The organism is Veillonella faecalis (assembly GCF_024677885.1).
GTDB classification, from domain to species: domain Bacteria; phylum Bacillota; class Negativicutes; order Veillonellales; family Veillonellaceae; genus Veillonella; species Veillonella nakazawae.
Genome location: NZ_JALBWL010000005.1, coordinates 24,234 through 47,211 on the forward strand (window position 1 = coordinate 24,234; position 22,978 = coordinate 47,211).

A 22,978-nucleotide genomic window follows, 5' to 3' on the forward strand; every position below is an offset into this window, starting at 1 on the left:
GAGGTACATATTATGAATAAAAAGGTTTTATCCTTGGGTGTAATGCTCTCCTTGGTTACTACAGGTGCAATGGCTGCTGATGTAGTTACAACTTCCGTTAATAATGGAGACCAATTAAGCAAATATCAAAAAGAAGCTATTCAATTAACACAAAAGCAATTAGCTGAAAAATCTGTTCAAGATAGCAAAACATATGAGAGCAAATTGGACCTCGATGAGTCTCGTACTATAGATTTGGCATTGGCGAATAACCGTACTGCAAAACAAACTAAATGGGGTTATGAAGCTGCTAAATCTGCAGTTAGTCAAGTAGCAGCAGCTAAGAACCCTAGTGTTAGCTATGGGTGGTCTGCTCAAAAAACAGGCGGTGATACTGGACGTGGTAAATCCGGTAGCCATAACTTCTCCATTAGTGCTCCTGTATTTAATCCTCAACTTGATGCAAGTATTGACTCTGCACGTTATACACGTGAAGGTACTGGCGCTAGCTATGAAGAAGCATTGCAACAAGCAAAATACGATGCAATCAGTGGGTACTATACTTTGATCATGAACCGTAATCTTGTTGATGTGGCTCAACAAGCTGTTAAAGATTACCAAGGTCATGTAACAAATGTGCAAGCTCAATATAATGTTGGCTTGGTAGCTAGTTCTGATGTGTTGGCTGCTAAAACAAATCTTGCTGACTCTGAAACGAGCCTTGTTAAAGCTCAAAATGCTGCAAATTTAGCAGAAGCAAGTTTAAATCAAGTCATTGCATATCCTGTACAAACAGCTATTAATACGGCAGAACATGATTTACAATATAAACCTTATAATATTACATTGGAACAAGCTAAAGCATATGCTTTACTTCATCGTTCTGCTCTTGTAAAATCTGCCCTTGATGTAAAATCTGCAGAAGAAGCTGTAAAATCTGCTAAATCTGGTTATTTACCAACTGTGGCAGTAAAAGCAGGTCGTGGCTATGCTGATCCAGATGGTTACTTTGGAACAAGTACAAAATCTTGGAGTGTAGGTGCTACTGCATCCTGGAGTTTATGGGACGGCGGTGCTACACAAAATGCTATTAAAAAAGCAAATGCACAACTTGAACAAGCTAAAGAAGCTAATTTAGCTACTGTTGATGCTGTATTATTAGCCGTACAAAAAGCATACTTGAACTTGCGGTCTGCAGAGCAAACAATTCAAAGCACTCAAACTGCAGTTGCTCAAGGTCAAGAAAGCTTCCGCATTGCTACACTTCGTTATCGTGCAGGTGTTGGTACAAACCTTGATGTACTCGATGCGGAAACTAAATTAACAGATGCTCGTAATAACTATGTACAAGCTCTTTATAATTACAATATTAGCATTGCAGCTCTTGAACAATTGACAGGTGTTCCATTGAATACTCCAGTTGGACAAGGCGCAGGAATTATTGCAAACAGTGGTGCAGCTGAACAACTAGCACAACTTGGTGGTAATCAATAATTGGATACTAAAAAAGACGACTTCGGTCGTCTTTTTTTTTATAGATTTATAGAGCGTAGATTCATTGTATATTTTCATTTTTATGTTATGGTAATGTTTAAATAATTTTATCTGTAGTTATTGTAGAAAATGATTAGTAAAAAAATATATTAGTTTTATAAAATTTACCCTTAAAATACTATAGTTATTACTGTGTGTGTGGTAAGATTAGTATATATATTTATTTTATTCATAATGTGTATGGGAGATCATTATGACCCGTAAAAAGTGGTGTCTCATAGGGGCTGCAATTTTAGGATTATCTGCAGTTGGTGCTAGTATAAACCCTATAGCTAAGACCTATGTAGAACCTATGGTTAAAGAACAAGTAAATAATACCATAAACGGATCTGTGGACTATGATTCTCTTCGTATCAATTGGAATGGTGATGTAGTTTTATCAGATGTGGTGATTAAAGATCGGGATGGTCACTTAGTAGGGACGGCACAAGATGTAGCTGTTGGGGTTAAACTATCTGCATTACCAAGTATAATTGGGGGTAACACATCAGGGGCGACAGCTATATCCAATGTTACCGTGGATGCACCTGATCTTCACATATGGCAATTGAACGATGGATCTTGGAGTATAGAAAAGTTAGTTAAACCATCTGATCCGAATAAATCGGGTAGTTTTGATGGTGATATTACCATTAATAATGGTCATGTAGCGCTGCGCACTAAAGATGGCGTTAAACGCGATATTGAAAAACTTGATGGCACCGTTGCTCTTAATATGAGTGGTATGTCCAAAGGGGCATTTACTGCCGATGTAGATGGTTCATCTGTTCTTGTAAATGGCAAAATAGATATGGACGATGTGTCTAATTTTGATGTCTTTGTACAAGCCGATGAAATTGATACTGCTGGTATTATGAGCTTTGTTCCACTGCGCGAAGATCTTGTTGTAACGAAGGGGAAATTACAAGATTTACATCTCAATGTTAAGAGTGAAGATGGACAATATATTATGAGTGGCAATGTTGGCTTTAAAGGTTTAACAGGCACTTATAAGCGGGGCAATACGATGTATACCATCACTGATGGTGAAGGTCGTATTATGCTCAATCATGACCAAATTGTCATTAGCCATAGCTCTTGGCGTATTAATGATCAAGCAGCAAAACTTAATGGTCTCATTACGTTAGGAAAAGAGGAAGAATATTTAAACCTTAATGTTGTGGCGGATAAGGTAGCGCTAGAAGCTATTACTGATGTGGGGATTACAGGTGTTGTTGGCGGTCGCGCACATATTGGCGGTACCACTGTAGCGCCTCGCGTAGATGCGATAATCGGTGGTGATGGTATTTCTTACAAAGGGTACCATGTGGACCGAGTGCAAGGAAATGTAGTATACGATAAAGGATTGGTTCGTATCGATGATGCCCAATTATCTATTGGCGCTGGTAATGCCAAAGTTAAAGGTCAATACGTCGTAGATACAGGTGATTTTGACGCCATTGCTAATGTTCATGCTTTATCGTTAGATACTTTCACACAAGATTTGACGATGCCTATTACAGGGACAGTTGATGGAGAAGTCCATGTTTTGGGAAAGAATAATCAACTTACGGATCTTGTAGGCGCTATTCAAGGCCATCAGATTGGGGTCCGTGGTGTAGTGTTGGATTCTGTAAAAGCGGATCTAACCCATAGTGACAATCTTACCAATATAACTATGGTTGGAAATATGGGAACTGGATCCTTTAGTGGATATGGTTCTATTCAAAATGGTCAAGTGGATGCCACAATTTCTGGTAATGCGTTACCGTTAACATCACTTAGTTCAATCATAGGTGAAGATGTTGCTGGTACTGTTAGCACATCTATTAATGTAAAAGGCGCCTTAGATAATCCTAATGTGACTGGTACTGTATGGGGACAAGAGGTTCTCTATAAGGGTGCTCATTTTAATGATATTCATAGTGATATTACTTTAGACAATCATGTTCTAACAATTACCAATGGTCATATTGGTGACGGTAGTGGTGGCTATGATATTACCGGTTGGTATAATATCAATACTGACGCCCTAGATTTAAATGCTAAAGCTCGTGCTGTACGTATTGAAAATCTAATTCGTCCTGTAACCGATATTCCTATTACAGGATGGTTTGAAACTGATAACCATATAACTGGGACTGTAGCCAATCCTATTGTAGAAGGCCGAGCTCATTTATGGGATGGGTCTGCATATGGAAAGCTTATAACTAATGCTTTTGCAAAGTATAACTATAAAAATGAAAGATTAGAATTATATCGTTTTGATATCGAAGGTTATGGTGCGACTATTACTGGTGGCGGCACTGTGTCGAAAGAAGCTATTAATATTGATTTTGAAGGTAAGAAAATCGATATGGGTAGATTGCTCATCAATACCGATTATAAGGTAGATGGTTTATTAGCAGGCCGCGGTACTATAACAGGCTCTATGGATAACCCTCAGTTCAATGGCTATATTTTATCTGATGCTTTATCCATTAATGGACAGTTATTGACGGATATTCATGGTCATGTTTATGCAGATAAATCCGTTGTAAATGTACAAGATTTCTCTTTTGCTGAATCAAATGGTGGGCGTTATGTTGCTAAAGGTGGCATGAAGCTTGACGATAGCAAACAATTATTTGGTGTTTTAGATGTTACCAATGGTAGTGTAAAGAATTTATTGGCATTACTAGATCGAGCTAATGAACATCTTGATGGACAGTTAAATGGCTCTGTTGAGCTTGGAGGATCAAAGGATAATCCAAGTGTTACTGTGAATGGTAAAATTAGCGACGTTACTATTGATGATAAGGTTGTTGGTGATGCAACGATTGATGCTAGTCTAGCTAATCGAAAGTTTAAAATTACCACTTTAAAACTACCTGTTGATGAAGGACTTATTGCAATGGGTGGTACTTTGGATCTGGATGGGCAAACTGATTTACAAGTAGCCTTGAAGGATGTCGATATAGTGCCGTTCTTGCCACTCATAGGTAAGGATATTCAGGCAACAGGCTGGGTAACTGGTGTTGTGAATGTTACTGGCGAAACGAAAAATCCTAAGGTTGAATTGTCCGGAGCAGTAGAGTCCGGTTCGTTCAATGGAATTGGCATTGATGAAGGCTTTGCGTTAGCTACAATGCAAGATCATGTCATTCAAATTCAGCGTATTCAAGGTGCTAAGGGTGGCTATAAACTTAGTATTTATGGCAAAATTCCATTGGCGGCTCTTTATACATCTGGTTATTTAGAAGCTAGTGATGCTAAATCTATGGATGTAACAATTGACTTTAACGAAGCTGATATGGCTGTTATTCCTCTTGTTACAACTCGAGTTAAGGATGCTACTGGTCCATTGAAAGGTGCAATCCGACTCACAGGGACTATTGACCAACCTGAGGCATATGGTACGGTGTCTGTACGCAACGGCACTATGAAACTTGCTGATGTGTATAGTGAAATTACAGGCATTGACGGAGATTTGATATTCTCTGGACAACAAGGGGATTTCCAATCTCGTATTACCATGGGTAAAGGTAGTGCAGGTTTAGCTGCTAAGGTAAATTGGTCTGGCCATGAGCTTACTAACTATAAGGCTGCCGTTCAACTAGATGGTTTAGATGTAGGTAGCGAATATATTAAGGGACCGTTAAATGGGGAACTTTACATTGCAGAACGTGATGGATTACCTACCTTGATAGGTAATTTGGACCTAGAAAACATCCAATTCAAGATTCCGCTTTCCTTACAGTCTAGTGAAAGTAGTACTAATATGGGTGTAGATGTTAATATTCATGCTGGCAAAGGAGTACGCTTATATGATCGAACTCTATATAACATGTTTATCGGTGGTGATGTTCATTTCGGTGGCACATTACAAAACCCAACTGCTAGTGGCCAGTTTGATGTTAAATCTGGTACATTCAAATACTTAAGTCATGTATTTAATATTACGAAGGGGAATGCACACTTTGTAAGTGGCTCTTATTTACCAAACTTACAATTAGAGGCTGAAACGAATGTAAGTAACTACAATATTATGCTTGGTGTAAAAGGGACTGTAGACCATATGGATCTTACTTTGTCGTCTAATCCTAGCTTGTCTAGAAAGCAAATTATTTCCATGCTAACCTTTGGTCGTGGTGCAGATTCTAATAGTAGTACATTGACAAATGAAGATGTAAATGCTGTTGCTACAGCAGGCTTACAAATGTTTGCCTTTGGCTATGTGCAAGATGCATTGCAAAATACATTAGGTTTAGATCGGATTAATATTACGACAGGTTCCATTGATCCTGATGAACCAACTAATAGGGCAACGGCAGGTAATTACAATATTGAAATTGGCAAGTATATTGTGCCAAAGGTAATGCTTACTTATTCTCAAGGTATCAATAATAAACAAAATAAATATGGTGTAGAGTATTCTGTAAAACGAAACCTCAAGTTTACTGCATGGCATACATCGCAAGGAAACAATTATTTAGGGGGTCGTTGGACAAGAAGCTTCTAAGTTTATGACTAGAGTGTGCAAATCCCATGGGTATGCACATTCTAGTCATATTAATTTCATAAAATTTGTTTAATATAGTACTCATTCCCAGTATTTTATGCTATAATAATAAAGATTTATTAGTCTTTATAAAACAAGATGTAAACTTTTTATGGGGATGAGTTCTAGGAGGAATTTATGTTTAAACCAAAAGCCTATAAAAGTATGCTTGCAGCATCTGTGTTGACTGCTGTCATGGGGACAGGCAGTGTATTTGCTGCAGAGGTACAAGCTGGCTATACTCCAGATTTAAATAACACAACAACAACTAGTGCAGCAACTACTAATGATGCTACTACTACACAAGCTGTTTACAATGCTGATGCAGCGACACCTGCAACAACACAAGATGAAACTGATGCAGCTATCTTAGCAGCTCGTGGTGATACAACTGTATCTAGCGATGGTACTGTAGTTAAAGGTTCTGACGGAACTGTTACAGTCAATAATGCTGCTTTGAAAACAGATGACAAACAAGTAAAAATGGTGTCTAAAACTACTGGTGGTACTGACCTTGATAAGGCTGCTGAAAATGGCCAAACTCAAGCTGTTACAACTGTAGAAGCTCAATATGTTACATCTGCTAATGCTGAGTCTATTAATCCATATGTAGGTAAATTGATTACTGGTTTATCTATTTCTGGTGTAACAGCTGAACAACAAGCACAATTATTGCCTATCTTGACAGAAAAAATCGGCGATGCTGTATCTGTTGATGGTGTATTCAAAGACGTAACTAACCTTGGTAATACTGGTTACTTCTCTGAAGTAAACCCTGTATTTACTACAGTACCTGAAGGCGTTAAATTGGACTTTGCTGTTACAGTAAATCCGATTACTACTGGCGTGGCTTTCGAAGGTAATACAGTTTATACTTCTGAAGTATTGACTAAATTCATGGACATTCAACCAGGTCAAGTTCTTAACTCTGTATATGTAGGCCAAAAGGTTCAAGGTATCAATGCAGCATATGCTCGTGATGGCTACATGTTGGCACACGTTGATGGTATTCGCGTAGATGATCAAGGCGTGCTTCATGTACATATCGTGGAAGGCATTGTAGAGGATATTATTCCTGCTGGTAACAAGAAAACACGCGATAAAGTTATTACTCGTGAATTCGTTCAAAAGAAAGGTAAACCTTTCAATAAATTCTTGGTACGCCGTTCTGTAGAACGCGTATACAACCTAGGCTTCTTTGATGATGTAAATGTTCGCATGTTGCCTGGCGATCAAGATCCTAATAATGTAATCATTGAAATCGATGTTTTGGAACATAAAACAGGTACTATTACATTAGGTGCAGGTTACTCCAAATCTGATGGTTTGATGGGTATCATTGAATTTGGTGAAGATAACTTCCGTGGTACTGGTGATAAATTCAAAGTTCACTGGGAAATCGGTGGTAAGAAAAAATATAAAAACTACCAAATCTCTTACTTGAAACCTTGGATTGATAGCAAAGGTACATCTCTTGGCTTCTCCTTCTTCAACCGTGAAGATGAATACACTGATTACAACGAAGACGGTAATGAAGTAGCTGAATATAACAAGAAATCTCGTGGTTTCAATATTTCCTTCGGTCGTCAAACAGGGGAATATACTCGTGATTACTTGACTCTTGAATCCCGTAAAGATTCTTATAAATGGGATGATGATGACAGCTCTGGCTTCCGTTATGACAAAAATGCGGGCAAAGGTAAAAATTGGAATAATGGTTCCTACAACTTTGCAAATGATAAATATGTAGATAAAAACTTTGGTCGTATCAATTCCATTACATGGCAAAAGGTATACGATTCCCGTGATAATATTTATGAACCTACACGTGGTCGTCGTATTTCTTATACAGCACAATGGGCTGGTCATGGCTTAGGCGGTGACTTCGACTTCTACAAATTCACAGCTGAAGCACGTATGTATAAAAAACTAGGTGCTAAGAATGTATTGGCATTCCGCGCACGTGGTGGCTTTATCCAAGGTGATGCTCCTTATAGCCAATTGTTCACATTGGGTGGTGCAGACTCCTTACGTGGTTACGAAGATGATCAATTCCGCGGTAAGTATATGTACAATGCTACATTGGAATTCCGTTTCCCAATCGTTAAAAAGGTTAGTGGTGTATTGTTCACTGATATCGGTGATGCATGGGATGCACCAAATGTTTCTTGGTACAATAGCAAGAAAACATTTAACTATGGTGTTGGTGCTGGTGTTCGTATTACTACACCAATTGGCCCAGTTAAACTTGATTATGGCGTGGGTAAACATAAAAATAAATTCCACTTCAGCTTCGGCACACAATTCTAATATAGTAAATGTATATGGTGGAGGCCTCTTTTCTAAAGAGGCTTTCACCAATATCTCTATATGGCATCCTTTGATGTAGTAATTTAAAGAAATGAGGGCACTCTATTATGATGCGAATGATGAACAACAAGGCGAATGTGAAAATTTTCTCCATCGTCATTGCTGCTATTTTTATTATCGGTATTGGTGCATTGGCATATACTCAAATGGCTACGCCAACTGGTAGTAGTGGTAACAGCACAATTGGTGTTATCGATACATCTCGTATGATGTCTCAAGATAATCCAATTTATATCTCTGCAGCTCAAGAATATATGAGCTATCAAAGCCAATTACAACAAGAAACACAAGCAAAAATTGATGCAGCACAAGATGATGCGACTAAACAAAAATTAGCTGAAGAAGCACGTCAAAACTTAGCAAAAAAAGATCAAGAAATTGCTAAATCCGTTCAAGATAAAGCGATGGAAGCAGCAAAAGCTGTGGGTGATGCAAAAGGCCTTAGCGTTGTAATGACTAAAGACACTGTATTATATGGTGGTGTAGATATTACAGATCAAGTATTGAAAAAATTAGCTAATGATGCGAAAAAATAAACTGTAGTTCTATGTAAGGGAGAACGACAATGAACGGGAAAAAACGATATATCGGATTTGCCATATTTCTCGTTGTTGCATTATGTGCTATGGTTTGGGCCTATGGATTTGTGACGAATCGTCAGCAGAGTCCTGATGGGGTATCAATAGGTGTTGTACGTATTGATGATGTATTAGAGTTTAATCCTTCTTATGAGGATTATAAACAAGCTAAAAATGAATTGGACCTTTTACAACGTCAGTATGAACTTGAACAACAAGCTCTAAATGCCAAGTCAGAGACACAAGAGGAACAATTGAAATCTCTTGCATTAGATTCAACCTTGTCAGATGCTCTTACGGTGGAATTGCAAACTCGTATTGCAACAAAAGAAAATGAATTGAATCAGCAATTAAATGCAAAACGAAACGAACTTACGCAAAAATATTTGGCTGAGTTAAAAGTTAGCCCTAATGAATATGATTTAGAAATCGTTAATCTACAGTTAGATCTTTATGCTTATGATGCTCGTGTATACATTGATGATGCACAAAAAGAAGCAGCTATGGCAGAGAAGGCTAAGAAAGAGGAGCGATTGAAGGAGTTATTAGCTAAGAGAAAACCATCTAATCTAGATATGGACTCTATTAAGGCTAAAGTACAAGCAGAACTTGCTCCTATGCAACAAAAAGGGCAAGAAGAGCTTAACCAATATGCAGCATCTTTACAAAAGGAGTTGGCTGCAAAACGGGATACTATGGTACAACAACAAGCACAATCTATTATTGCTAATAATAACTTACCTGTTGCTCAGGACTGGAATGATTCTTGGGCTAAAAAGCTTTCAGATAAGGAAGCTGAAGTGAGTGCACTTCATGAGGCCATTTTAGAAGATGTTCGTATGCGTGTAGCAATTATTGCAGAGGAACAACATTTAGATTTAGTCATCATCGATGATGGTGGTAATATTAAGGGGCTTGATATTACTGATGCTGTAAAAGCGTCCTATCGAGTTCAATAAGGAGTTATATTATGAATAAACGTATTAAATCTTTAGTATTAGGTGCATCCTTAGTGGCTTCTATGGCTGTTTTAGGTGGTTGTGGTTCTAATAATATTGGTTATGTTGATAGCGTGAAAGTAGCAAACAGCACTGAAAAAGGTATTGAAATCACTAAAGAAATTAATGCTAAAAAAGCTGAGTTGGATGCTAAAATTGCAGCCGCTGATGAAGCATCTAAACAAAATGTATTTAATCAAGCTAATCAAGAGTTAAACGCCTTTGCCAATGCAAAAGCACAAGAATATCGTCAATATCAAGAACAAAAAGTTGGTGAACTTGTAAAAGAGAAAAAACTTGATGTTGTTATCGAAAAAGGTGCTGTTGTTGGTGGTGGCTCTGATGTGACTGATGATTTGATTGCGAAGATGGGCAAAGCTTCTGATGACCAAATTAAAGAAGCTGAAAATGCGGCTAAAGCACAAGAACAACAAGATGCACAACAAAATGCTCAACAAGCAGGTCAAACTACAGCAGTTAATACTGAGGAAAGTGCACAATAATTAAGGATTATTACAGGGGGAGGAGTTTACCTTGGAAAAAACTTTACAGGAACTCGCAACATTAGTAGGTGGTCGTGTTATAGGCGATGCATCTATTGTTATTACTGAGACACGTAGCTTTGAACAAGCCGTAAAACAATCCATAACTTTTGCAGTAGGTGAATATGTTGAACATATTGCATTATGCCAAGCGGGTGCTGTGATCGTTGAATCTGAAGTGACAGATGCACCGATGGCTCAAATTGTAGTTGATAATGCAAAAGCAGCATTTGCACAAGTGTTAGAACTCTTCCATCCACCTGTTGTTGTTCCTAGAGAAGTGCATAGCACTGCTATTATTGGCGAAAATGTAACGATTGGAAAAAATGTTTCTATTGGTGCCTATTGTGTTATTAATGATAATGCAGTCATTGAAGATAATGTAACAATTCGCCCATATGTTTATATTGGACATAATGTGCGTATTGGCGAAGGTTCTGATATTTATGCAGGCGCTATTGTTCATGAAAATTGTATTTTAGGTAAACGCGTTGTATTGCGTGCTAAAGCAGTAATTGGTGGCGAAGGCTTTGGTTTTGCTACAGAGAATGGCGTACATACACATATTCCACAAGTTGGTAATGTTATTCTTGAAGATGATGTTGAGATTGGATCTTGTACAACAATTGATAATGCTACAATGGGATCTACATTAGTTCGTCGTGGTACAAAAATTGATAACCTTGTACACCTTGGTCACAATGTGGAAATCGGTGAAGATTGCTTCTTAATTGCTCAAGTTGGTATTGCAGGTAGTACTAAATGTGGTAATCATGTAATCTTTGCAGGTCAAACTGGTTGTACTGGACATATCACAATTGGAGATAATGTACAATTTGCTGGAAAGACTGGTATTACAGGTAATGTACCATCTAATTCTATTATGGCGGGCTATCCTATGAGACCACATAAAGAATGGTTAAAATTGGCAGCCTATGAAAACCGTTTGCCGGATATGGTTAAAACAGTAAAACAACTACAAAAAGAAATTGACGCTTTGAAAGCACAGCTGAAGGAGAGCTAATAATCCATGTATAGGTTTATGAAAATCTTTAGTGCCTTTATTTGCTTATTACCTAAAGGTTTGCAATATGCTATTGGTACATTGCTTGGTGAAATTGCGTGGCTAGCAGTGCCGCCTAAACGCAAGCGCCTAGCGATAGGCCAAATTCTATTCTGTAATATTACCGATGACCCCAAGGAAGCTCGACGCATTGCGAAAGCTAGTACTACACGCTTTGGTCGCATGATTATTGATGTATTACGCTATCCTGAAATTAAGGATGGTGCATACAAAGATATGGTAGAGTTTATTAACAAAGAGTACTTAGATGATGCTTTAGAAAATGGTCGAGGCGCAATCTTGGCGGCTGTTCATAGTGGCAACTGGGAACTCCTTGGGGGGGTTCTTGCTTCGGAAGGGTATCCGTTGATTTCTGTGGCCATGAAACAGAATGGTGATGCCGATAAGTTTATCAATGAATATCGTCAGATTATGCACCAACATGTGACTTATAAAACTGGTGTGCGGGAAATGATCAATGAACTAAAAAAAGGTGCTTTTTTAGGCCTTATTATGGATCAGGATCCTGGTGATGATGGTGTTCTTGTACCATTCTTTGGTTATGAAACATTGACGGCTGCTGGACCAGCTGTACTGGCTCGTATGCAAGATGTACCTATCATTTTTGTGACAATACATTATAGTCCATTTTCTGAGAAGCATGAGATTGAAGTACATCCACCAATTTATGTGGAGCGTACAGATGATAAAAAACGTGATATAGCAGTAACAACAACGCTTTTAAATGAGTTTATTGAAGATTATATTAGAAGATATCCTGAAGATTGGTTCTGGCTTCATAACCGTTGGAAGTGGACACGTCGTTTCTATGGCGAGCATATTGAAACTCCGCCAGATGTATATCGCTAATTATTAAATATAAAGAGATTTTACATGTGTATTTGTACAGTGTCGATTTAGATGCCGCATGAATAAAGCATAGTAAAGTCTCTTTTTATTTTACAGTGTATAAAGTACTATTTATAATTAAATTTATATAAAGTTAATTATGTGAAAAATGCTTTCAAAATCATTGAATATATGGTAAATTCCTTGTATCACCTATGCAAATAGGGTATAATACATATTGGTGTATAGTAAACGTGAATTCAGATTATGAAAGGACTTTCTTATGAGTAAGCCACAACAAACGATTAAACAGGCTATTTCATATCAAGGGATTGGCCTTCATAGCGGTGAACCAGTGAATATGGTTTTTAAACCTGCACCTGAAAATACAGGAATTGTGTTTATCCGCACGGACATTGAAGGTCATCCTTCTGTGCGAGCACACATTGATAATGTGACGAACACTATGCGCGCTACTACATTGGAAAATGGTGAAGCGAAGGTTTTCACTGTAGAACATGTTATGGCTGCGTTCAGTGCTATGAATATTGATAACTGTTATATCGAGATGGATTCTCCTGAACCTGCTGTAGGTGATGGTAGTAGTGCTATTTTTGTAGGCCTTATAGAAGAGGCTGGCATTCAAGAACAAACAGCACCGTGTCATGTATATAAAATAACTCGCTCTCATGCTATTTATGATGGTGATCGTTTTGTAGTTATTTTGCCATACGATGGCTATCGCATTACATTTACATCGGTTAACAGTCATCCGTTACTTGGTACGCAAAATTGCGATTTTGAGGTTTCACCAGAATACTTTAAAGAGCATATTAGTGCTGCTAGAACTATCGGATTTATGAAAGAATTAGAACAATTACAGGCTATGGGCCTTGCAAAAGGTGGTACCTTAGATAATGCGTTAGTTTATGATGATGAGAAGTGTTTGTCTGTACCTCGCTTTGATGACGAATTAGTTCGTCATAAGGCATTAGACGTAGTAGGCGACTTATTCTTATTAGGACGAATCGAAGGTCATGTAATTGCTATGAAATCGAGTCATGAATTAAACTCAAAATTGGCTCGTAGTATAATGGAAGAAATAAGGGAGACACAGCCATGATTCTTAATCACGAAGACATTTTAGAAATTTTACCTCATCGTTATCCTATGCTTTTGGTAGATCGCATCGTTGAGTTAGAACCTATGAAACGCGCTGTGGGCATTAAAAATGCTACATTCAACGAATTGTTCTTCCAAGGTCACTTCCCAGGCAATCCAGTAATGCCAGGCGTGTTATTGACTGAGGCTATTGCACAAGTCGGTGGTATTGCTTTGCTATACCCTGAAGAAAACCGAGGTCTTACACCTATGTTTACAGGTATTGATAAAGTTCGTTTCCGTCATCCTGTAAAACCTGGTGATCAAGTACGTATGGAAGTTGATATTGTAAAAATCAAAGGTAAAATGGGTAAGGTTGAAGGCCGTGCCTATGTTGGCGACAAATTGTGCGCTAGCGGTGAATACATGTTTGCCCTTGTATAATGATTGAGGAGTGATTGTAGTGATAGTTGTAGGCATGGAAAATGCAGAATCCAACATCCATAGTACAGCCATAGTCCATCCAAATGCTAAATTGGGCAAAGATGTAATCGTAGGTCCTGGCGCTGTAATCGGCGAACATGTCGAAATCGGCGATGGTACACAAATCGGTGCACATGTTGTAATTGGTGGTTGGACAACCATTGGTAAGCGTTGTGAGATTTATCCTAACGCATCTATTGGGTTGGAACCGCAAGATTTAAAATTCAAAGGCGAAAAAAGCTATTGTAATATTGGCGATGAAACGGTTATCCGTGAATTTGTCACTATTAGCCGCGCTACTGGAGAAGGTGAAGAAACACGTGTAGGCAATAACTGCTTGCTTCAAGCATGTACACATGTGGCTCATAACTGTATTGTTGGCAATAATGTAATTATGAGTAACTGTGCAGGCTTAGCTGGTCACGCTATCGTTGAAGATCGCGTAGTTATTGGTGGCCTTGCAGGTATTCATCAATTTGTTAAGATCGGTCGAAATGCTATGGTTGGTGGCATGGCTAAGGTGGTCCAAGATATTCCACCGTACGTTATTGCTGATGGTCAACCAGCGCGTGTTATCGGCCTTAACTCTGTTGGTTTATCTCGTGCAGGTATTTCAGAAGAAGTACGACGAGATTTGAAACAAGCATTCCGTATTATTTATCGTTCTGGTTTTAGCTTATCTAAGGCTATTGAAGAAATGGAAATGCAGCTTGATTCTTCTGTAGAAATCGAAAATTTATTACGCTTCTTACGCAATGCCGATCGTGGTATTATGCGTACACGTCGCGACTAATTCAAAAGACCTCGTACAATGTACGAGGTCTTTTTGTGTAATCTATAAATATTAATATTTTTATATAATCTATAAAATTTAGGCTTTTAATTAGATAAGAATTCTATAATAGTAGTTCATTAATATTAAATATTTTGATAAAAATATCTGAATATATTTTACGTTCTTAAGTTGTAAAATTGGGATTAAAATAATTCTGTTAAAATGTTGAAGAAATAGGCATAAAACATAGTGTTTTAATGGTAAAAAGTATCCATTTATAGTACAATATATTGTATATGATTATGTCTTTTTTGAGGCATTATTTATTGTAAATTTGTAATTACTAATTGATATATAGGCCGTAGGTCATCTAGGAGGTATAGTCTTGGCAAAGGTAGGATTGATTGCAGGCATTGGAGTTTTACCTGTAGAATTCATGCGAGCCGCTCATGTATTAGGTCACGAGGTAGTTGTTATCGGCGTGGTTCCAGATGTAGACCCGGCTTTGAAGGCTGAGGCCGATGCTTTCTATGATATTAGTGTTGCTAAACTAGGTAAAATCTTCAAAACCTTGAAAAATGAAGGTGTTGTGGAGCTAACCATGTTAGGCAAAGTTACTAAAGAAATTCTTTTTAAGGGCCTTGCTTTCCCAGACTTGAAAACATTAGGCGTGCTTAAACGTTTGAAAAATCGCAAGGATGACACGATTATGCTTGCCATCGTTGATGAAATTGAAAGAGAAGGATTTAAAGTTTTAGATCAAACCGTATATCTAAAACCATTTATGCCAAAGGTGGGGGTGCTTTCAAAAGCACAACCAACTGATGAGCAATGGGCGGATATTTGCTTTGGCTTTGAATTAGCAAAACAAATGGGTGGTCTTGATATTGGACAAACTGTTGTTGTTAAACACAAAGCGGCAATGGCTATCGAGGCTATTGAAGGTACTGATAAGTGCATTTTGCGTGGCGGTGAGTTAGGTCGTGGTGAGGCTGTTGTAGTTAAAACAGAAAAGCCAAATCAAGACGTGCGTTTTGATGTACCTGCTGTGGGGATTAAAACATTAATGTCTATGATTGACAGTGGCTGTAAAGTGTTAGCTGTTGAAGCAGAAAAGACTATTTTTGTTCAGCAAGAAGACGTACTTGATATGGCTAATCGCCATGGTATTGTCATCTGTGCTGTAGACCAAGAATTTGTGAATTCCAGAAAGGATGCATAATGAAAGTCATGTTTTCTGCCGGAGAAGCATCCGGTGATACTCATGCGGCCAGCGTTGCAAATGCACTAAAAGAAATAGATCCTTCGGTTGATATGTTTGGTATGGGTGGCACCTTGATGGAACGCGCTGGTGTTCGCATCGTATATGATATTAAAAATTTAGGTGTTATAGGGATTGTAGAGATTGTCAAATCCTTACCAAAATTCTTTAAACTTCGCACCTATTTAAAACGTGTCATGATGAAGGAAAAACCGGATATTCTCGTATGTGTAGACTATCCTGGGTTTAATATGAAACTGGCAGCCGTAGCTCATGAATTAGGGATTCCTGTTCTATATTACATTGCCCCTACAATTTGGGCATGGCATAGTAGTCGTGGCAATACGATTCGCAAGTATGTCACTAAGGTGGCATCTATATTTCCTTTTGAAGCAGAAGCGTATCGCAAATATAAATGCGATGTAGAATTTGTAGGACATCCTTTATTAGATATTGTACATCCTACAATGACTAAAGATGAGGCTGAGGAATATTTTGGAGCCCGTAAAGAAGCTAAAAAGGTTTTACTCATGCCTGGCAGTCGTAAACAAGAGGTTTTATCATTGCTTGATACGATGTTAAAAAGTGGTGAGCAATTGATGGCAAACCATGAAGATATTCAATTCTTCTTACCTCGAGCACATACCATCAATCGCAGTGAGCTGGAAACCTTTATCGATGCTCATAAGGTGCCTGTTACGATTACAGAAGACCATACGTATGACTTGATGCAGATTTGTGATGTGTGCCTTGCCGCATCAGGAACTGCTACGTTGGAAACAGCAATGATGGAATTACCGACAGTGTTACTGTACCGTGTATCCCCAATTACTTATGGTATTGGGAAAATGGTAGTAAATGTATCACATGTAGGATTGCCTAATATTGTGGCCGGTAAAGAGGTAATTCCTGAATTATTACAAGATTCTGTTACACCACAGGCTATTGTATCTTTAGTGGAACCTCTTCTAACTGATGTTGAGAAAAATAAAGCTATGCGCAGTGAATTGCGTGAAGTACATCATAAATTAGGTGAACCAGGCGCCGTAAAGCGTGTAGCGGAATTAGTATATAATCTCGGTAAGGAGAAATGTAATGAATAGTTACTCTAGGCTCTTATATTTTGTAAAGCCTTATTATAAACGCATGATCTTTGCAGTATTTTGCATGATTGTTGCGGCTGCAGCCTACTTGGTAGTTCCTTGGCTAATTAAAAATGTAGTAGACCAAGTATTAGATGAAAAGAATATGTTTATGTTGAACCTAATTGTAGGGGCTATCATTCTTATATTCTTAATTCGCGGTTTTGCTACCTATGGTCAAACCTATAATATGTCCTACATTGGACAGCGTGTCATCATCGATGTAAGAGAGGCCATTTTTAATCATTTACAAAAATTAAGTTTATCTTATTTTGATCGCCGTAAAACAGGCGTTATCATGAGTAATCTTACAAATGACGTTGCTGCGCTTCAGTCTGCTGTAGTGGATAACTTAATTTCCTTTATTACAGAATCTGTAACACTGATAGGTTCTCTCGTGTCTATGCTTCTCATTGACTGGAAATTGACACTCGTTACCTTTATTACGGTTCCTGTAGTGCTTGTAATTATCAATGTATTTGGTAAAAAGCTTCGCGTCGCAGGTCATGATGTACAAGGTCGTGTGGCTGACATTACAGCCCTTTTACAAGAGGTTATTAGTGCAATTCGTGTTGTGAAATCCTTCGCTCGTGAAGATTTTGAGCGCAAGCGTTTCGAAGATGAAAATGATCGCAACTTTAAAGCTGTTATTAAAGCTACTAAGTTGACTAGTTTACTAAGTCCAATGGTTGAGTTTTCTGCGGCTATTGCAGTGGCAGTCATTCTTTGGTATGGTGGCTATTCTGTAGTAACAGGAACTATTACAGCAGGCTCTTTGATTGCTTTCTTGATTTATGCCATTAACTTGTCCAACCCGGTAAAACGCTTGAGCCAAGTGTATGGTAACATTCAAAAAGCCTTAGCAGCAGCTGATCGTGTATTTGAAATCTTAGATACTAAAACTGATGTTGTAGAAAAAGCTGATGCTATTACGTTGCCATCTATTAAAGGCGATGTAGAGTTCAAAGATGTTTCCTTCTCATATGATGGTGAAAAAACGGCGCTTGAAAACTTCACGTTGTCTGTTAAGGCTGGTGAAAGTGTAGCCCTTGTTGGTCCATCTGGAGCAGGTAAAACGACTCTTGCTAACTTGTTACCTCGCTTCTACGATGTAACGGGTGGCGCTCTTACCATTGATGGTTATAATGTAAAAGATGTTACATTTAAATCATTACGTGAGCAAATCGGACTTGTACCACAAGAAACAGTATTATTTAATGCCACAATTAAAGAGAATATCTTGTATGGTCGATTAGATGCTACTGATGAAGAGGTATATGAAGCTGCTAAGGCTGCTAATGTTCTTGAGTTCGTAGAAAAGATGCCTGATGGTCTCGATACAGTTGTAGGTGAGCGAGGCAGCTCCTTATCTGGCGGTCAACGTCAACGGGTAGCCATTGCACGTGCTATTTTAAAAGATCCTCGTATTCTAATCTTGGATGAAGCTACATCTGCATTAGATACAGAGAGTGAAAAACTTGTACAAGAGGCACTAGATCGCCTCATGAAAGGGCGGACTGCATTTGTTATTGCCCACCGATTGAGCACAGTTCAAAATGCTCATCAAATTGTTGTACTTAATCAAGGCCACTTGGTAGAGCAGGGGACTCACCAAGAGCTGTTAGCTGTTAATGGCGGATTGTACAATCATCTCTATTCCGTTCAATTCTCCAACAAAGGATAACCATGTACTGGATATATAATGTATTGCTCATATTTTATTGGATTGGCTTGATTCCGGTTATTTTATACCGTCTCGCCTTTGAAGATGGATTTTATGAGCGTATCAAACAGAGTGCAGGCTATATGCCAGCCTCATTGCTAAAGAAAATTGAAGGACGTCGTGCTATTTGGATTCATGCTGCTTCTGTAGGGGAAATTGTAGCTACTAGTCCGTTAGTAAAAGAGGTAAAAAAGGAATTTCCTGAAGCCGTTGTGGTCGTATCTGTTGTAACTGCTACAGGTCATGCAATGGCACATCGCATTATTCCTGAGGCAGAAGGTATTATTTTCTTCCCTCTTGATTTGCCTTATTTGACACGTAAGATTTTGCATATTATTAAACCTATTGCTATCTTGCTTGTAGAAACAGAAATTTGGCCAAATTTCTTGCGTATTGCGCAATCAGAAGATATTCCTGTTATGATGGTTAATGGGCGAATTTCTGATCGTAGTATGAAACGCTATAAATATATTAGTGCATTCACAAAAGAAATGTTGCGTTCTATTGAACGTTTTTGTATGCAATCTAAGTTTGATGCAGCACATATTGAAGTGTTAGGAGCTCATACACCAGATATTACCGTAACAGGGAATATGAAGTACGACCAAACGTACGCTACTGTATCAAACGAAGAAAAACAATCTCTTCTTGAAGAGTTTGGCTTTGGTAATAATCATCCTATAATTATTGCTGGTAGTACACATAAGGGTGAGGAAGAAACAATATTTGAGACCTTTAAACAAGTATTACAAGAATACCCTCAAGCTCGTTTACTAATTGCGCCTCGTGAGATATATCGCGGTCATGATGTTCAAAATCTAGCGAAGCGTTATGAATTAAATGCTATTTGTCGTAGTGATATGACAGAGCCAGTTCATGAAGGAATACCTGTAGTTGTTTTGGATACTATTGGCGAACTTGGTCGTTTATATAGCTTAGGGGATATTATTTTTGTTGGTGGTTCTCTTGTGAAAACTGGGGGCCATAATATTCTCGAACCGGCAGCACATGGTAAACCAATTCTTGTAGGGCCATATATGTTCAATTTCAAAGAGATTTTCGCTTTATTACATTCTCGTCATGCTTGTGAGCAGGTGAAGAATGGTAAAGAATTAACTGATATGGTATTGCGATTATGTAAGGATAAGGATTTATCAACGGAAATGGGTCAAAACTGTCTTGATATTATTCGTGAAAATCGCGGTGCTACACAACGTAATACACAAGAGTTACGTCAGTTATTTGAAAAACACCATATTATTCCATAAGCTAGATATAATTTATTAGATTCATCTATGATGTTACATAATAGGAGGAGTCACCTATGAGTGGGGAAGCATTATTTAAATCCATCGTTAGTGGTGAGAATCAATCCATATTAGGTGATATAGCTCGTTCCAGCTTGGGCTTTCTAAGTAAAGGTTACGAAAAGGCTGTATCAATACGAAACGCTCGGTTTGATGCGGGAAAAGGGGTTACTAAAGTTACCGTTCCGGTTATCAGTGTCGGTAATATTACTGCCGGTGGTACAGGTAAAACCCCAATGGTGAGATTTATATGTGATGTGCTCGCCCAAAAAGGACTCCATCCTACTGTGCTTAGTCGTGGCTATCGAGCTGAGGATAATAAGAAAAATATAATTATTTCTAAAGATGGTGCCATGTTGGTAGAGCCATTTATTAGTGGTGATGAAGCTTGGTTGTTAGCCAAAGTATTGCAAAAGTCTAATGTGATCATTGGCCGTGAACGGGCTAAATCTGCAGAAATTGCTATAAATGAGCTCGGTGCAGATTGTTTAGTTATGGATGACGGATTTCAACATCGCGCATTAGCTCGAGATATTGATATTGTTCTTATTGATGCTTCTAATCCATTTGGTTATGACCATGTATTACCTCGTGGTTTATTACGAGAACCGCTTAGTGGCTTACAAAGAGCTAGTATTATTGTTCTTACAAAGGTGGATCAAGTGGCACCAGGTGTTGTTTCAGGTATCCGTAAGCGTTTAGCTCATATGCTTCCCAATACACCTGTATATGAAACAATCCACAAGCCTCAATGTATGTATACATTAGATGAGTGGGCCAACGGAGAAAATGGTTCTCCCGTCGATACATATCAAAAGCATCGAATCATGGCGGTTAGTGGTATTGGGAACCCTCAATCCTTTACACAAACATTGACTGATATCGGATATAATGTGGTCCATACAATGCCATTTGGTGATCATCATAATTTCGAAAATGATGATGTTGTAGATATTTGGAAAGAGGCATTTGCTCATCAAGCAGATGCTATTTGTATCACGGAGAAGGATGCGGTGAAGTTGAGTCAATTGCATGCAATTGAAGACTTAAAAATGCCGATTCTAGTGCTATCTATTGGAATTGAGTTCATCTCTGAAAAACAAGAATTCATAGAAAATTTAGAGATTTAGTGTATAATAATTAGATACACGAATAACAGAAATGGGGGATTATTGTGAAGTTTGGATGCGTTATTCCTGCTCGTTATGGTTCTACAAGATTACCAGGAAAACCATTAGCGGATATAGCTGGTAAACCAATGATTGAACGTGTTTATGCAAGAGTGTCACAAGCGACAAAAACTGAGTGTACTATTGTTGCTACAGATGATGAACGTGTATATTCTGCAGTTCAAAACTTTGGAGGTTCTGTTATGATGACAGACCCTAATCACCCTACAGGAACTGATCGATTAGCCGAGGTTGCTAATCATTATACAGACTTAGATGTCATTATTAATGTTCAAGGTGATGAACCTATGATTGAGCCAAAACTTATTGATGAATTGGCCCAACTTTTTGAAGAAGATCCAAACTTACAAATGGCAACTGTAGCCACTCCTTTATTGGAGGATGAATACGATGAACCATCAGCTGTAAAGGTTATTTTAAATAATCGCAATGATGCGATGTATTTTTCTAGATCATTAATTCCGTATCCACGTCATGATTTTGTACGTGCGCCGTTAAAACATATTGGCATCTATGCATATCGTAGAGATTTCTTATTAAACTATGCAAAGATGGAACCAACACCAGCGGAGCAAACCGAATCGTTAGAGCAATTGCGCGCTCTTGAAAATGGCTATACTATTCGTGTTATTCTTACAGATAAACGATTTATCGGTGTTGATACACCGGAAGACTTAGCTCGTGTAAATGCAATTTACGAGCAAGAGGAGAAATAAATGAAAACAGTTCAAATTAAAGATATTACAGTCGGTGGCGGTAAAGGTCTTTTTGTCCTTGCTGGACCTTGTGTTATTGAAGATTATGACCGTACATTGGCTATTGGCAAACGAGCAAAAGAAATTTGTGAACGCTTAGGAGTTCCATATATCTTTAAAGCTTCTTTCGATAAGGCTAACCGTTCTAGCTACGGTTCTTTCCGTGGACCAGGTCTTGAGGAAGGTCTAAAAATCCTTGCTTCTATTAAAAAAGAACTCAATGTACCAGTTGTAAGTGATATTCACTCCATTGAACAAATCGAACCGGCTGCAGAAGTATTGGATGTTTTACAAATTCCAGCTTTTTTATGTCGTCAAACAGACCTTGTATATGGTGCAGCTAAAACTGGCAAATGCGTAAATGTGAAAAAAGGTCAATTTATGGCGCCTAAAGATATGGAAAATGTTCTTAATAAAATGAAAGAAACAGGTAATGAAAATCTTATGCTTACAGAACGTGGATTTAGCTTTGGCTATAACAATCTCGTTGTAGATATGAGAGCTTTCCCAATTATGCGTTCCTTTGACTATCCTGTAGTATTTGATGCTACACATAGTGTTCAATTACCAGGTGGTGCAGGTACAAAATCTAGCGGTAATCGTGAGTTCGTACCAAACTTGGCTCGTGCCGCTGTTGCAAGTGGTGTAGATGGTCTATTCTTTGAAGTACATGATAATCCAGAGGAAGCCTTATCCGATGGTCCAAACATGTTATACTTAGATAATTTTGAAGCTTTGCTACGAGATTTAGTAGCTATTGATAAAATCGTAAAAGGTTAGGGGCGGTAT

General features: G+C 38.2%; 18 protein-coding genes. All 18 read left to right on the forward strand.

The window, feature by feature from the left end; translation table 11 throughout:
- Positions 1-12: 12 nt before the first annotated feature.
- The gene (locus MOQ65_RS08700; RefSeq protein ID WP_257847308.1) at positions 13-1,473 is read left to right on the forward strand and encodes a TolC family protein; all 1,461 of its coding nucleotides are present in this window, start codon (positions 13-15) and stop codon (positions 1,471-1,473) included.
- 253 nt (positions 1,474-1,726) lie between these two features.
- Positions 1,727-6,013 carry a translocation/assembly module TamB domain-containing protein gene (locus tag MOQ65_RS08705; RefSeq protein ID WP_257847309.1) on the forward strand — a complete coding sequence of 1,429 codons (4,287 nt, stop codon included), beginning with the start codon at positions 1,727-1,729 and terminating at the stop codon, positions 6,011-6,013.
- Between the two features lie 177 nt (positions 6,014-6,190).
- Positions 6,191-8,362 (forward strand): BamA/OMP85 family outer membrane protein, encoded by a 2,172-nt coding sequence (locus tag MOQ65_RS08710; protein WP_257847310.1) that lies wholly within the window; start codon positions 6,191-6,193, stop codon positions 8,360-8,362.
- Positions 8,363-8,469: 107 nt separating this feature from the next.
- A complete protein-coding gene (locus MOQ65_RS08715; protein ID WP_060924949.1) occupies positions 8,470-8,958 on the forward strand; it encodes an OmpH/Skp family outer membrane protein in 489 nt (162 codons plus the stop codon).
- A 29-nt stretch (positions 8,959-8,987) separates the two neighbouring features.
- Positions 8,988-9,959, forward strand: a complete 972-nt coding sequence (locus MOQ65_RS08720) for a coiled-coil domain-containing protein (protein WP_213467098.1) — start codon at positions 8,988-8,990, stop codon at positions 9,957-9,959.
- A gap of 11 nt (positions 9,960-9,970) precedes the next feature.
- Positions 9,971-10,501 (forward strand): OmpH/Skp family outer membrane protein, encoded by a 531-nt coding sequence (locus tag MOQ65_RS08725; protein ID WP_060924947.1) that lies wholly within the window; start codon positions 9,971-9,973, stop codon positions 10,499-10,501.
- 31 nt (positions 10,502-10,532) lie between these two features.
- Positions 10,533-11,564, forward strand: coding sequence for a UDP-3-O-(3-hydroxymyristoyl)glucosamine N-acyltransferase (gene lpxD / locus MOQ65_RS08730; protein WP_156719787.1), 1,032 nt, complete (start codon positions 10,533-10,535; stop codon positions 11,562-11,564).
- A 6-nt stretch (positions 11,565-11,570) separates the two neighbouring features.
- The gene (locus MOQ65_RS08735) at positions 11,571-12,473 is read left to right on the forward strand and encodes a lysophospholipid acyltransferase family protein (RefSeq protein WP_213467095.1); all 903 of its coding nucleotides are present in this window, start codon (positions 11,571-11,573) and stop codon (positions 12,471-12,473) included.
- Positions 12,474-12,735: 262 nt separating this feature from the next.
- Positions 12,736-13,575 (forward strand): UDP-3-O-acyl-N-acetylglucosamine deacetylase, encoded by an 840-nt coding sequence (gene lpxC, locus MOQ65_RS08740; protein WP_257847311.1) that lies wholly within the window; start codon positions 12,736-12,738, stop codon positions 13,573-13,575.
- On the forward strand, positions 13,572-13,997 hold the full coding sequence (fabZ, locus tag MOQ65_RS08745; protein WP_004695477.1) for a 3-hydroxyacyl-ACP dehydratase FabZ: 426 nt from the start codon (positions 13,572-13,574) through the stop codon (positions 13,995-13,997). The genes lpxC and fabZ overlap by 4 nt, the downstream gene beginning before the upstream one ends.
- A 19-nt stretch (positions 13,998-14,016) precedes the next feature.
- Positions 14,017-14,829 (forward strand): acyl-ACP--UDP-N-acetylglucosamine O-acyltransferase, encoded by an 813-nt coding sequence (gene lpxA, locus MOQ65_RS08750; RefSeq protein ID WP_174683260.1) that lies wholly within the window; start codon positions 14,017-14,019, stop codon positions 14,827-14,829.
- A gap of 367 nt (positions 14,830-15,196) precedes the next feature.
- Positions 15,197-16,033, forward strand: a complete 837-nt coding sequence (locus MOQ65_RS08755; protein WP_257847312.1) for an LpxI family protein — start codon at positions 15,197-15,199, stop codon at positions 16,031-16,033.
- Entirely contained in the window at positions 16,033-17,175 is a 1,143-nt protein-coding gene (gene lpxB / locus MOQ65_RS08760) for a lipid-A-disaccharide synthase (protein ID WP_257847313.1), read from the forward strand. The genes MOQ65_RS08755 and lpxB overlap by 1 nt, the downstream gene beginning before the upstream one ends.
- The gene (locus MOQ65_RS08765; protein ID WP_060924942.1) at positions 17,168-18,898 is read left to right on the forward strand and encodes an ABC transporter ATP-binding protein; all 1,731 of its coding nucleotides are present in this window, start codon (positions 17,168-17,170) and stop codon (positions 18,896-18,898) included. Before lpxB ends, MOQ65_RS08765 begins: the two co-directional genes overlap by 8 nt.
- A gap of 2 nt (positions 18,899-18,900) precedes the next feature.
- Positions 18,901-20,205: a 3-deoxy-D-manno-octulosonic acid transferase gene (locus MOQ65_RS08770; RefSeq protein ID WP_156719784.1), complete on the forward strand. Its 1,305-nt coding sequence runs from the start codon at positions 18,901-18,903 to the stop codon at positions 20,203-20,205.
- 56 nt (positions 20,206-20,261) lie between these two features.
- A complete protein-coding gene (gene lpxK / locus MOQ65_RS08775) occupies positions 20,262-21,374 on the forward strand; it encodes a tetraacyldisaccharide 4'-kinase (protein WP_257847314.1) in 1,113 nt (370 codons plus the stop codon).
- Between the two features lie 44 nt (positions 21,375-21,418).
- Positions 21,419-22,150 carry a 3-deoxy-manno-octulosonate cytidylyltransferase gene (gene kdsB, locus MOQ65_RS08780; protein ID WP_105094766.1) on the forward strand — a complete coding sequence of 244 codons (732 nt, stop codon included), beginning with the start codon at positions 21,419-21,421 and terminating at the stop codon, positions 22,148-22,150.
- A complete protein-coding gene (gene kdsA / locus MOQ65_RS08785; RefSeq protein ID WP_257847315.1) occupies positions 22,151-22,969 on the forward strand; it encodes a 3-deoxy-8-phosphooctulonate synthase in 819 nt (272 codons plus the stop codon).
- Positions 22,970-22,978 lie beyond the last annotated feature (9 nt).

Coding starts and splice junctions, on each gene's coding strand:
- MOQ65_RS08700 (WP_257847308.1), top strand. CDS start 13: ATGAATAAAAAGGTTTTATCCTTGGGTGTAATGCTCTCCTTGGTTACT.
- MOQ65_RS08705 (WP_257847309.1), top strand. CDS start 1,727: ATGACCCGTAAAAAGTGGTGTCTCATAGGGGCTGCAATTTTAGGATTA.
- MOQ65_RS08710 (WP_257847310.1), top strand. CDS start 6,191: ATGTTTAAACCAAAAGCCTATAAAAGTATGCTTGCAGCATCTGTGTTG.
- MOQ65_RS08715 (WP_060924949.1), top strand. CDS start 8,470: ATGATGCGAATGATGAACAACAAGGCGAATGTGAAAATTTTCTCCATC.
- MOQ65_RS08720 (WP_213467098.1), top strand. CDS start 8,988: ATGAACGGGAAAAAACGATATATCGGATTTGCCATATTTCTCGTTGTT.
- MOQ65_RS08725 (WP_060924947.1), top strand. CDS start 9,971: ATGAATAAACGTATTAAATCTTTAGTATTAGGTGCATCCTTAGTGGCT.
- MOQ65_RS08735 (WP_213467095.1), top strand. CDS start 11,571: ATGTATAGGTTTATGAAAATCTTTAGTGCCTTTATTTGCTTATTACCT.
- lpxC (WP_257847311.1), top strand. CDS start 12,736: ATGAGTAAGCCACAACAAACGATTAAACAGGCTATTTCATATCAAGGG.
- fabZ (WP_004695477.1), top strand. CDS start 13,572: ATGATTCTTAATCACGAAGACATTTTAGAAATTTTACCTCATCGTTAT.
- lpxB (WP_257847313.1), top strand. CDS start 16,033: ATGAAAGTCATGTTTTCTGCCGGAGAAGCATCCGGTGATACTCATGCG.
- MOQ65_RS08765 (WP_060924942.1), top strand. CDS start 17,168: ATGAATAGTTACTCTAGGCTCTTATATTTTGTAAAGCCTTATTATAAA.
- MOQ65_RS08770 (WP_156719784.1), top strand. CDS start 18,901: ATGTACTGGATATATAATGTATTGCTCATATTTTATTGGATTGGCTTG.
- lpxK (WP_257847314.1), top strand. CDS start 20,262: ATGAGTGGGGAAGCATTATTTAAATCCATCGTTAGTGGTGAGAATCAA.
- kdsA (WP_257847315.1), top strand. CDS start 22,151: ATGAAAACAGTTCAAATTAAAGATATTACAGTCGGTGGCGGTAAAGGT.